Origin of the sequence: Arcobacter peruensis (genome assembly GCF_003711085.1) — a bacterium.
Classification (GTDB): domain Bacteria; phylum Campylobacterota; class Campylobacteria; order Campylobacterales; family Arcobacteraceae; genus Poseidonibacter; species Poseidonibacter parvus.
Genome location: NZ_CP032363.1, coordinates 2654094 through 2665871 on the forward strand (window position 1 = coordinate 2654094; position 11778 = coordinate 2665871).

The window sequence follows — 11778 nt, forward strand, 5'->3', positions numbered from 1 at the left end:
GAGATATAAATAGAGTGACTAATGATAACAAAAGATAACCCAGATTTTTTTAGTATTTTGACAGGTAAAAATAGTTCATTTTTTGAGAAACTATTAGTGACCTTATATAGTGAGATTTATAGGGGAATAATTGGAGAAGTAGTTTCAAATAAGAACTATATGAAATCAGTTATAACTAGAACTTTAAGAGAAATAAATTTTGATGATGAAAACATTAAATATTCATCAATATTAAATCGTCTAGAATCATCTGGATGGATTGAAACAAAATATGATAATGCATTAATGGAGTTTTCATATAACTTCACTAGAAGTGGGCGAAAAATGGCTCAAACACTTTACCAATTAAACAATAAAGAAACATTAACAAGACATAGAAATGTAAGAACAACATTAGGTTTACTTGATTCATATAAAAGAGATAGTGATCCATATGATTTAGTTGATGCACTTGACGCAAGTGACTATATTGTTAGTGATTTAATGGAACAAATTAATGAGATAAATGATGTTCGAAAAAAGATGATAAAAGATGCAACACAAGATGTTCAAAATGCAGGAGAAAATTTCTTAGATTATTTAGAAAAAGATTTTAAATCTACTGTTGTTGTCTATTTTCAAGAAGATAGTATTTCTCAAAATGCAAATCGAATTAATGAAATCATTTATAACATTCTAGATGATGAAAAAAGTTTAGAAATCAAAAACCAAAGAATGGTAAAAAGATATCCCAATTTTTCATTAAATGACTTTCCAGTAGAAACACAATTACAAACAATACTTGATAGAGTAGCCAATGCAAAGGATAGTAAAATGCCTGAACTTATTGAGTCAATTAGTTCATTATTTAAATTCTCAGAGATGGTCCTAAAACAAGTAAGTTCACTTATGATAAAACGTTCATCTTATATGAATAGCTTAGCATTAGAAATATTAGCTAGTAACGAAGACCGACAAGAAAAAATCATTACATCAATAGCTGAAAAAATAAATATTCAACGAGGACGATATTTAGATCCTTCTAGAATAAAAATTAAAACAACTAGTAAAAGAAGAACAAAAAGCAATACTGCAATAGTTGAAGAAGAACCATCCCGAGAACAAATACAAGAGCAAAAAATACTTGAAGCTATAAGAAAATCAAAAAGCTATATCTCAAAAGATATTCAAGATAGAATCTTAAAAGACTTAAAAGATGATGATTCAATTATAAATAGTTTAATTCCTATTAATTCTTATAAAGATCTGAGCTATTCGCTTAATCTTGTTTCTGTAGCAAAAACAAGTGGTTTATTTGATGTTGAATCAACAGGAGATAGAGTTAATAATAGATATTTTACAACAGATGAATTTATTATAAAAGATAAAGGTGATAAATGAGAATAAGTCAATATATAAAAAACCAAATTGAAGATTCAGGAATAACGGAAAAAGAGTTTGGTGACATAGTTATATATTTAATGCATAATGGAGTTATTTGTCGTCCGGATACGGGAACTCACTCAGAAGGAGACCCTACAACAGAAAAGAAACTGTACGATGACTTTTTACTAGTTAAAAATGAAATTAATGACTTCTTATCAATATTAGGGATAGATGTTTACCATAATGAAGAATTTAGATCAATAAGATTATTCCCACCTGATGCAGATTATCCAGGTTCTAATATCATTAGAGATGAGGAATCTGCTTCCAGTCTAATGAGACTTAATATAACAAAAGATTTAGCTGCTTCATTAATTGTTTTATATCTTTTATACGAACAACATAGTTCAGAAAAGGAAGAAGATTTTACTGTTGTAATTAATGAAGTTGAATTCATGAGTTCTTTTAAATCAAAACTAAATCTTGATGTAGCAGAAAAAATCAGTAAAACAGCAAAAGCAAAAGAAGAATTATTCAAAGAGCTAAAAAGATTAAGAGTTATTAAATATCATAAAAACTTTTTTAATCACAATGAAGAATATCCAATAATTATAAGACCTTTGATTTTTGATTTAGTCCCTCAAGGAATAGTAAAAGATACATTAGAAGAGTTTAGATCTAAAAAGGAAGAGAAAGAAGGACAAGAGAATGGCATATAAACTCTATAAGGCAATAGGAATAAATTTTGCTAATCTAAATAAGAGGGAGTTTTACTTCCAAGGCTCATTAACTCTACTTGTTGGAGAAAATGGCTCTGGGAAAAGTACTTTTCAAGATATGATTCAAATTATAATGACAGGAGATACTAGTAATATCATTAACTATAATGCGGGTCAAAGTGAAGATGATACAAGAAAAAGAAATGAAAGAAAGCGTTCCTTTGCAAGTTATTTATTAGGTGCAGACCAATTAAAGTTTACAAGAAATGAAGCTTTAGGAGTTGTTGCACTTGTATTTAAAAATGATATTGATGGAAAAAAGTTTACAGCTTGGATTTATGGTGAAGCAGAAGTTGAAGGAGGTAAAAATCTTCCGACTCCCAAAGGAGGTGTTCAAGAATTAGGGTTTTGTTTTAATGAAGAGCTAAATTCAAATGACTTTATGGAAAATGAAGACCCAAAAGGAAATATAAAAGATATTAAAAAACTCAAAGAATATTTAAAAAATAAAGTTAAAGGAAATCTTCTTATTTGTGATTCAAAACAAGAATATCTGATGAAGCTATATGGAAACTTTAATGGTTTAAATTCTATCTCATATAATGAAGCTAAAAAAGCTGCAAAGGCATTTGTAAAATATATATTTCCTACTAAAACTGACAATATTAATAAATTTGTAAGTCAAGAGCTTCTAGAAAAAGATGATCTAAATTCTGTAATAAATAGCCTAAAAGATGCAATTTCTAGTTTTAACAAAATTGAGCAAGAAGCAATTGCAATTGAAGAGAGTGAAAAGTCATTAGATTCAGTAATAAAATGTGGAATAGAAACAATAAATAGTTGGAAAGAGCATATTGATTTAAAATATCTTGTAGAAAAAAGAAAATCTATTAGGTTAACAAAAAAAACTATCGATGACAATAAGAAATTATCTCAATTTAAGGGAGATCTTAACACTAAAGAAAATACTATTAAAAATCTCAAAGAAAAAACAATACCTGATCTATCAAAGACAAAAGAAGATCTAGAAAAAAGTTTAGAAGGCAATGAAAATATTGTGCTAAAAGAACAATTTGATGAAAGAATGATCAAACTAAATGAAGATGAAAATACAGCTAATAATACTATTACTTCACTTTTTGAGACATATGAAGAATTACATCTAAGACTTAAAAGTACCAATGAAATAATTCAAATACATGAATATTGTAATGTTAATTTACTGGATAAATTAAATGAGGCTAGTGAATCTCATTTAAATATAAATGATCGTCTTAATTTATATTCAAATATTAATAATGAATTAGACTTCTTATTAGATGTCAATGGCGAATTTATGAAGAAACTAGATATAGAAGCAGATCTTGTTCGTAATAAATTTAAAGAATTAGATGCAGAGGTTCAATCTTTATTTAATGAAGTTGACTCTTTTGAACTTACAGGTGAAACAAGATATCCAAATCAAAGAGATATTGATATTATTAAAGAAGCTTTCCCTAGGGCAGATGCTGCTCCTTTATGTGAGTATCTAGATATAAAAAATAAAGATTGGCAAAGAGCAATAGAAGGATTTCTAGGTGGGAATAGATTTGCTATAGTAGTTGATGGTGATTATGAAGTTGAAGTAACTAATTTCTTAAAAGAGAAAAAATTAAAATCAAAAATAATTCAAGGGAATAAGGTACTTTCCGACTCAGAGAAATATCATAAAGTAATTAAACCTGACTCGATACTAAGTTTATTAGAATTTAGTAATCCCATTGCCGAAGCATATATGATATTAAACTATGGAAATGTATTACAAGTAAAAACAACTCTAGAACTGACAAGAGCTCAAAGAGGCTTAAAGTCCGATGGTTTAGCTGCAAGTGGCTACACAACCTTTGAATGTTTAGCTAAAAAAAGTGATTGTTTTATAGGTGAAGCATCAAAATATGAAAGACATGTAGTTCTAACTGAAGAATTACGAGAAAAACAAAAAGTTCTTACACCTCTAAGAGCAAAAAAAGATAAATTAGTAAGTTTAGAAAAATGGCTTAATAAAGTTACATTAGAAGATTTAAATCCACTTCAATTAAAAAAAGAGGATATTTCTAAAGAGATTAAATCAATTAATGAAAAATTAAAACTTATTGATATTAGTAAAGAGCAAGAAAAAATAAATGAAATAAAAAAACTAGACAAAAGAATAAATGAACTTGAAGAGGAACAAGGTCAGGCAAGAGAAGATATTGGATTTTTAAAAAATGAAATAGGGAATAAAATAAAAGTTATTGAAGATGATATGATAACTTCAAATTCTATAACTAAAAGAATTGATAACTTAGAAGAAGAAATAAGAGTTGCAATAGCAAATGATTCTAACAATATTCTAGAAAAGATTGAAAAATTAGATATCCAAGCAAGAGAGAGTTATAAAAATACAGAATTAGCTCCTATGTTTGATAGTACAATTAAAAATAACCTAATTGAATATGAAAGAATTTCAAATGAACATAATATGAAATCTGTTGAACTTGCGCTAATTCCCGATGCTAAACTTTATAACTCTGTATCAGATAATATTGAATCATATAAAAAAATCTATGCTTATTTTACTGAACAAAAAACTGTTCATAGACGATTATCAAGTAATGTATTAAAAAATAAAAGAATACAACTTGAAAATGCAAGAGATGATTTTAATAAATCATTTAAAGATGAGTTTTGTAACAGGGTATATAATTCTATTGCGGAAGGAAAAGAAAAAGTAAGAAGATTAAATTTAATGCTAAAGAAGCATAAATTTGCTAATGAGAAGTTCGTAATAAAAGAACCATTTTTCCCTAAATACAAAGAATATTATGACTATTTTGAATATGTTGTACTGTCTAATAGAGATGCTTTAGGATATGAAAAAAATGTACTACCTGAAGAATTTATAGAAACAAAAGAGATAATTGATAGTCTTCTTTTAGAATCAGATGATACAGAAGCTAAAAAAGAATTAAAAAATATTTCAGATTATAGAAATTATAAAGAGTATGATATTCATAAAGTATTTGATGATAATGAAGAAAACTCTATCTCATTAAGCGATTTGGCAACAGATAGTGGAGGACAAGCAACAACTAGTTATTACATAATCAGGTCTATTGCCGCATACTCTTCATTTGATAAAGATAATAAAAGATGTAAAACTGGAGGGCTAGGTTTCCTACTTATTGATGAAGCATTTAATAGAGTTGATGATAAAAGAACAGGAGATATGATTAATTACTTAAAAGATTCACTAGGCTTTCAATTGATTGCTGCCATGCCAACTAAAGATGAATCTATTTTAATGCCATTTGCAACTGATAGATATAATCTATATAAAGAGATTAGAGATAATTCTTATGAAAACTATCAAATAAAACAGTTTGCAACTTATGAAGAGTTGGATCAAGATGAAATTAGAAAATTATTTAAAAAAGATGAAGATAGAATTAGAGAAAAAATGTCTTTATTTGACGTTCCTGGAGAATAATTTATGTTAAGAAAAGAGGAGATTGAGAAAGTACTGAGTTCTACTATATGTAAAGAGATAATCATATATTTTCTTAATATCATAAATAAAAGAGATCGTAATATAACTACCCCAGCTAAACTAAGTCTTAATCCAAATACACAAACAATAAAAAAATGCTTAACTTTGCTTTATTGTCCTGAAAATATAAATGAAGAAATTGAAGCAGAGAAACAAATAGAACAATGTATAAATTTAAATATATTTACAATTAATTACAAAGATAAAAGACATACATTCCCTCTTTACAAAAGAAAAGCAATGCTTATTTTTAATGATGACTTTGAATATCAATTCCGTGAAGTTTTAAATATGACAATATCATTATATAAGAATGAATGGATTGAAGCCATAGATTCATCTCAAATTCCCACACAAAAAAAAGATATTTTTAAAAACTTAACTCCTATTGTATATAAAGGGAAAACTGCAAAGGAGATTATTAATAGAGTTGAAGGATATCTCTTACTTAATAGACAAGATGACTTTATTAGAGAAGCTAGTGCTTTTATTTTTTTTGGACACTCGAAAATACTTGATTCAAGAAATGAATACTGGGATATTCTTAATATTGTTCAACAACCTATCCAAATATTAGTTTTTGCATCAAAAGAAAACTTAACAAATATTCTATTTATTGAGAATAAACAAACATTTGAATCATTAAAAAATAAAAAGTCAGTTACAGAAAAAAATATACTTATTTTTCTATCTGGCTTTATGGGAACAGCTGAAAGGTTAAAAGATGAAAAATACAGATCTTTTTATTTTCAAGGTACGAATAATATAAACTATAAAGAAAAGTCACTTCATAAAATATTTGATGAGCAGGAATCATTTAAATTTTATCTTTGGGGTGATCTAGACTATGAAGGGATTAATATATATCTTGCACTAAAAAAAACATTTCTAAAAGTAAAACCTTGGAAATATGCATATGATATTATGATTAAACAGCTACTAGGAGCAAATGGACATGATGCGTTCAGCGCAGAAAAAGAAAATCAAAAAAAACCAAGCTTAACAGGAGATGATTATATTGATTGTATTCTTATACCAACTATGGATCAATATGGTTTTTTTGATCAAGAAGGTGTATTGCTTTAATTCATTTAATATAAAATACACTTTCTTAATTTATACTTAAAGTAATTTCTTCTTTATCCAATATAGTAATATTATTTTATATTTTTATTTTGTCTAAATAATTAGCATACCATTTAATTAAATTTCTCATACCTTCTTTATAGTTAGCTCTATTATATGCTTCTTTAATTTTATTAGACTCTTTGTGTGCTAAAAGTGCTTCAATAACTTCTCCTGAAGAGTCATGACCGTTAGCTATTGGAGAGGTAACTAAAATTCATACACTTTTTTGCTTATCCCTAAGCCACCATTTCACTTTGTAACGCATTTTGTTTTTCTTCAAATTTAACAGGAGATAAATTTCCTACATAACTATGACTTCTAACTCTATTATAATAAAATTCAATATATTCAAATATCTCTTTTTTAGCTTGTTTCTTTGTATAAAAATATGTGTTATAAACTAATTCTTGTTTCAATGATTTAAAAAAACTCTCAGCAACAGAATTGTCCCAGCAATTGCCTTTTCGACTCATACTTTGTGTAATATTGTTTTTTAATAATAAATCTTTATGGCTATAAGAAGCATATTGTGAGCCTCTATCTGTGTGCCAAATGAGTCCAGAAGGTGGATTCCTATGAAGTATTGCCATACTTAATGCATCATTTACCAATGATACTTTCATCGTATCATCCATGCTCCAGCCAACTACTTTTCTTGAGTATAGGTCAATTACCGTTGCTAAATATAACCAGCCTTCACCTGTTGGAATGTAAGTAATATCCCCTACATATTTTTGATCTGGACTTGAAGCATAAAAGTCTCTATTTAAGATATTAGGTGCAATTGGCAGATTATGATTAGAATCAGTTGTATTTTTATATCTTCTTTTCATTTTAACTTTTAGATTTAAATCTTTCATGATATTTGAAATACGTCTTCTTGAAATAATTAATCCATATAATTCTTTTAGTTTATCTCTAATCCTACGAGTACCGTAGTTATTCCTACCTTGAAGAAAAATAATCTCAATTAATTCATTAAGTTTTTTATCTACTTTTTTTACAACAGACCCTGTTTTTATCCAATGGTAATAAGAAGATAAATCTACTTTAACAACTTTACACATAAGCTTAATGCTAAAACTCTTTTTATTCTCAAATATCCAAGCATACCTTATAGAGTTTCTTTTGCGAAGTATGCTGCTGCCTTTTTTAAAATGTCTCTTTCTTGTTTTAGTATTTTATTCTCACGTCTCAGTCGTTTTAGTTCTTCATTATCACTTTCTTTAGAAGAAGAATTTATATCTCGTATTGGTATATTATGAGCTTTTTTATATATAGTAACCCAATGATATAATGTCTTTGTATTTAAACCTAAATCTTTTGCTACTTTTACAACGCTTTCACCATCATTTAAAATTAATTGTACTGTGGAATCTTTGAACTCTTTACTGTATTTACTCTTTCTCATTTGTAACCTTTATTCATTTTATTTTATCTCAGAATTGTTAAATTCCGAGTATGAATTCATGTTACCACTCCATTATCACTCATTGGTTTATCTTTTGCTCTAAAGCTTGGAAATACATATTGACCATTTCCGGTAAATTGTTTTACTTCCTCTAGTATTTCTATTACTTGATTTGGAAGTGGAAGAATAAATTCTGTTTTTGTTTTCATTTTTGAAGCTGGTATTATCCATTCTTTTGTTTTGAAGTCTATTTCAGACCATTCACAATATCTAATATTATAACTTCGTACTAATACATAAGGAAGCATTTTTAATGACATCTTAGTAGTATAATCTCCTGAGTATCCATCAATAGCTAATAGTAAACCTTTTATATCTTTTTCTTTTGTGAAAGTAGGGTAGTGTTTCTTTTCTCTTTTTCCTAAGATATTTTTTGATTCTATATCTGCTACTATATTATGAGATACATATTCTAAAGTTACTGCATACTTATATATTTTGTTTATAATCATAAATACTCTACTAGCAGTATCTTGTAAATCTCTTTCTTTTAATACTTTCAGTATTTCAATTAAATCTAATCTTGTTACCTCTTCTATTGGTTTATTTTTCATGTATCAATAGACATAATTTTCTAATGCACGTCCTAATTTTATATGATAGTTTTCTGATACTTCACTCTTATAATTTTCATGCCATTCTTGAGAAACTTTGTAAAAAGTGTTTTCTCTTTTTTTCTCAATTATCTCTGCTTCTTTTTTTACTTGTTTTTTTAATTCATTTGGATCAATACCTTTTGCAACTAACGATTTATATTCATCTCTAATTGCTCTTACATCTTTTAGACTAAAGTTTGGATATGTTCCTAATGCAATTACTTTTTCTTTATTATTGAATCTATATTTTAATCTCCATCTCTTCCCACCAGTTTTTGCAACTAATAAAAAAAGTCCTCCACCATCAAAAAGCTTGTAATCTTTTTCTTTAGCTTTTGCAGTTTTAATTTGTGTAGCTGTTAGTGGTAGAGTAGTTCTTGCCATAAGGTAATCCTTTTTAGGGTATTGGAATTATTTGATACCCTAAATTATAACAAAAGTACCCTATGAGTACCCCTAAATATTTTAGATTTGATAGTATTATCTTAGACTATATTGGATTATAAAGTGGTTAAAGTTTCGATAAAATGGTGTCTTTGTGGACTTTGTAAGATTTCTTTAGATTATATATTGGTGGAGATGTCCTGCTTCTAACATATTGCAACTAATACCTATAATAAAGGGTTTAAATAAATACAAATCAAAATAAGGGAACATTAAAGGGAACATAAAATCAAAGTAACTAACTAAAATCTAAATAAAAGACTTGGGTTCAATCTCCATTATATTATATTTATACTAAATCTTTATTATATTAAAAAACTGTTCTGCTGTCCTACTCTTAAAAGCCTTTTCTCCCTATAGGATATAAACTAAATTATAATCGTGCTTTGTAGCTCAAATATAGAACGCTTTTTTTTATATCTTCTTTTATTGGTAAAGAAATAGTTTCTTTTAGTTTCCTAAATAACATACTTTTAACAATTTTTAACAAATTTTTAACATTTATTAACATCATTTATACAAACTATTTAATTTAAAATCTTTTCTTATTTTCTTTACTTCTGCATTAGTTAGATATTTATTTTCATAATCATTTAGTATTTCATTTAGTTTCATAGCTTGATTAATATAATCTCTTGCATTTAAATTTGTTGTTCTTGCTTTTCCTTCTAATATTAAATGAGATTGATACAAAAGATTAGTTGACAATAGTATCAGCTCTATTTGTGAGGGTATATTTAAAATAGATACCTTTCTTTCTATTAATGGTTTTAAAGTTGGAATAGAACTTACTGTTGCAAGTGGTTTTAATGATTGTAAATTATTCAACTTCATTTAGTTTAAATAGTAAAGCTTCTGTATATCCTAACTCATTAGTTTTTGTTAATCTTGGATTAGTTTCAACTTTCTTTTCAATAGATTCTATTTGAAAAAGTATATTGTTTTTAACCGTGAATAAATCTTTTAATGAAGTTTGAGTTAAATCAGCTTTTAAAATTCCTGCATCTATTTTTTCCAGTTGTTCAAGTAGTGTTTCATATTTCTTTTTTGTATTCCAACTGTAAGCTTCTTTTATTTTTATAAAGGCTGCAAATTGTAGTTCTTTAATTTCATCTTCATATAATTTACTCCATTGTATCAAAGTAGGTTTTGAAGTTTTTAATTTATTAGAAATTTTATCAAAACTAATTCCATCAGCTCTTAATATTATAAATTCTTGTTGTTTAGTGTTCATTGTTCACCTCTTTTAAAATGTCATCATAGTATTTATTGATTGTTACATAAGCTATATTTGTAAGTTTATTTACTTTGTACTTTGTAGGGTTTATATCTTGGCTATATAGGCTTATAATTGTTTCTTTGATAGATTGCTTGATTCTCTTAGTTTTTGTATCTCTTGCCGTTTGTAGTGAGTTGTTTTTCAAAGAAGAATCAAGAGGTTTTATCTCTGCAAGTTGTTTATATAGATTGATGTTTTTATCTTTTATTAGTTCTTTTACCTCTAAGAATAAATCATCATTTATTTCTATTATCATTGATAACCTTTTATAGTATAACTTAGTTAGTATTATACTATAAATTAGGCTGTTTTGTATTAGTTAAAATTCTCCATAAAAATTATTACCACATTTTCGATAGTTAAATTTTTTATTGAATAGTTTTATTAAATCATTATCTTTAAAAACTATTTTTGTATTATCCATTAAAATTATTTCTACATCTTCTATTTTTACGCATTTTATACTTTGATTGTACCAAATATTTTTCCATAATCCTTTTTGTGTATAATTTTTATTAAATTTCAATGGACCAACTGTACTTAATATTTTGTATGATTTATAATTGGTTTTTGAAGAAACTTTATCTCCAACATTATTATAAGGAACAACCCCAACATTTAAATATTTTATATCTTTTTTAGATAAATTAAGATATTCAAAAAATACATTTACTCCACCAACTGAATTTGGAATTGTTGCACCTATACTTTTAATTGAGAGAGGTATATTATTTTTTATCGCATCAGTTACTCCACTTTCTTTTTCTTCTTTATCAAATTTTAATTGATATTCTTGAACTCTTTGCTTAAAAAGAAGGTCTTTTTCTTCTTGTGTCATAAATGTACCCTTATCATACAGACAACCGTTAAAAATAAATATTACAATAGTAAATATAAATATTTTTCTTAAAAACATAATTTTCCTTTTAATAATATAATTAAATAATATTATATTAGATAAATATTAAATTTAACTTTTTTCTTGGCATATTAATATAGCTCCTCAAATTCAATAGGTTCTATTTCAAAATCTTCTAAATCTAAATCGTGAAGATCTTCTAATCCTTCAACCTCAAAATCTTCTAAATCTTCTATAAATAATATGTCTTTTAGTTCATCTTCATAACCTGAATATATTAATATTTTTTTTATATGTTCTATTGTTTCTTTTGTCATTGTTTTATACCTCTTGAAAAATTGTTTGTTTT

The 11778-nt window shown here is 26.4% G+C and carries 13 protein-coding genes; 4 read left to right on the forward strand and 9 right to left on the reverse strand.

Translation table 11 applies throughout. The features are described from left to right. Positions 1-21: 21 nt before the first annotated feature. Genes D3Z07_RS13165 through D3Z07_RS13180 form a run of 4 tightly spaced genes read left to right on the forward strand, consistent with a single transcriptional unit; the run spans position 22 to position 6738 of the window. Positions 22-1380 carry a Wadjet anti-phage system protein JetA family protein gene (locus D3Z07_RS13165; protein WP_122894121.1) on the forward strand — a complete coding sequence of 453 codons (1359 nt, stop codon included), beginning with the start codon at positions 22-24 and terminating at the stop codon, positions 1378-1380. After that, positions 1377-2084 carry a DUF4194 domain-containing protein gene (locus D3Z07_RS13170; protein ID WP_122894122.1) on the forward strand — a complete coding sequence of 236 codons (708 nt, stop codon included), beginning with the start codon at positions 1377-1379 and terminating at the stop codon, positions 2082-2084. The genes D3Z07_RS13165 and D3Z07_RS13170 overlap by 4 nt, the downstream gene beginning before the upstream one ends. Further along, the gene (locus tag D3Z07_RS13175; protein WP_122894123.1) at positions 2074-5592 is read left to right on the forward strand and encodes an SbcC/MukB-like Walker B domain-containing protein; all 3519 of its coding nucleotides are present in this window, start codon (positions 2074-2076) and stop codon (positions 5590-5592) included. The genes D3Z07_RS13170 and D3Z07_RS13175 overlap by 11 nt, the downstream gene beginning before the upstream one ends. 3 nt (positions 5593-5595) lie before the next feature. Continuing rightward, on the forward strand, positions 5596-6738 hold the full coding sequence (locus D3Z07_RS13180) for a Wadjet anti-phage system protein JetD domain-containing protein (protein WP_122894124.1): 1143 nt from the start codon (positions 5596-5598) through the stop codon (positions 6736-6738). 278 nt (positions 6739-7016) lie between these two features. On the opposite strand, the gene D3Z07_RS13190 is transcribed toward D3Z07_RS13180, so the two are convergent. From D3Z07_RS13190 to D3Z07_RS13225, 9 genes are all read right to left on the reverse strand, one after another. Then, positions 7017-7919 (reverse strand): IS3 family transposase, encoded by a 903-nt coding sequence (locus tag D3Z07_RS13190; RefSeq protein WP_122893061.1) that lies wholly within the window; start codon positions 7917-7919, stop codon positions 7017-7019. After that, entirely contained in the window at positions 7895-8191 is a 297-nt protein-coding gene (locus tag D3Z07_RS13195) for a transposase (protein WP_076083151.1), read from the reverse strand. Before D3Z07_RS13195 ends, D3Z07_RS13190 begins: the two co-directional genes overlap by 25 nt. A gap of 56 nt (positions 8192-8247) precedes the next feature. Then, entirely contained in the window at positions 8248-8805 is a 558-nt protein-coding gene (locus tag D3Z07_RS13920; RefSeq protein ID WP_206423285.1) for a tyrosine-type recombinase/integrase, read from the reverse strand. Between the two features lie 3 nt (positions 8806-8808). Next, on the reverse strand, positions 8809-9231 hold the full coding sequence (locus tag D3Z07_RS13925) for an integrase arm-type DNA-binding domain-containing protein (RefSeq protein ID WP_206423286.1): 423 nt from the start codon (positions 9229-9231) through the stop codon (positions 8809-8811). A gap of 570 nt (positions 9232-9801) precedes the next feature. Next, positions 9802-10119 carry a hypothetical protein gene (locus tag D3Z07_RS13205; RefSeq protein WP_164707234.1) on the reverse strand — a complete coding sequence of 106 codons (318 nt, stop codon included), beginning with the start codon at positions 10117-10119 and terminating at the stop codon, positions 9802-9804. Then, complete coding sequence (locus D3Z07_RS13210) at positions 10112-10525, reverse strand: hypothetical protein (RefSeq protein WP_122894126.1); 414 nt, start codon at positions 10523-10525, stop codon at positions 10112-10114. The genes D3Z07_RS13205 and D3Z07_RS13210 overlap by 8 nt, the downstream gene beginning before the upstream one ends. Continuing rightward, positions 10515-10826, reverse strand: coding sequence for a hypothetical protein (locus D3Z07_RS13215; RefSeq protein WP_122894127.1), 312 nt, complete (start codon positions 10824-10826; stop codon positions 10515-10517). Before D3Z07_RS13215 ends, D3Z07_RS13210 begins: the two co-directional genes overlap by 11 nt. A 63-nt stretch (positions 10827-10889) precedes the next feature. Continuing rightward, on the reverse strand, positions 10890-11486 hold the full coding sequence (locus tag D3Z07_RS13220) for a hypothetical protein (protein ID WP_164707235.1): 597 nt from the start codon (positions 11484-11486) through the stop codon (positions 10890-10892). A gap of 74 nt (positions 11487-11560) precedes the next feature. Beyond that, positions 11561-11746 carry a hypothetical protein gene (locus D3Z07_RS13225; protein WP_122894129.1) on the reverse strand — a complete coding sequence of 62 codons (186 nt, stop codon included), beginning with the start codon at positions 11744-11746 and terminating at the stop codon, positions 11561-11563. Positions 11747-11778 lie beyond the last annotated feature (32 nt).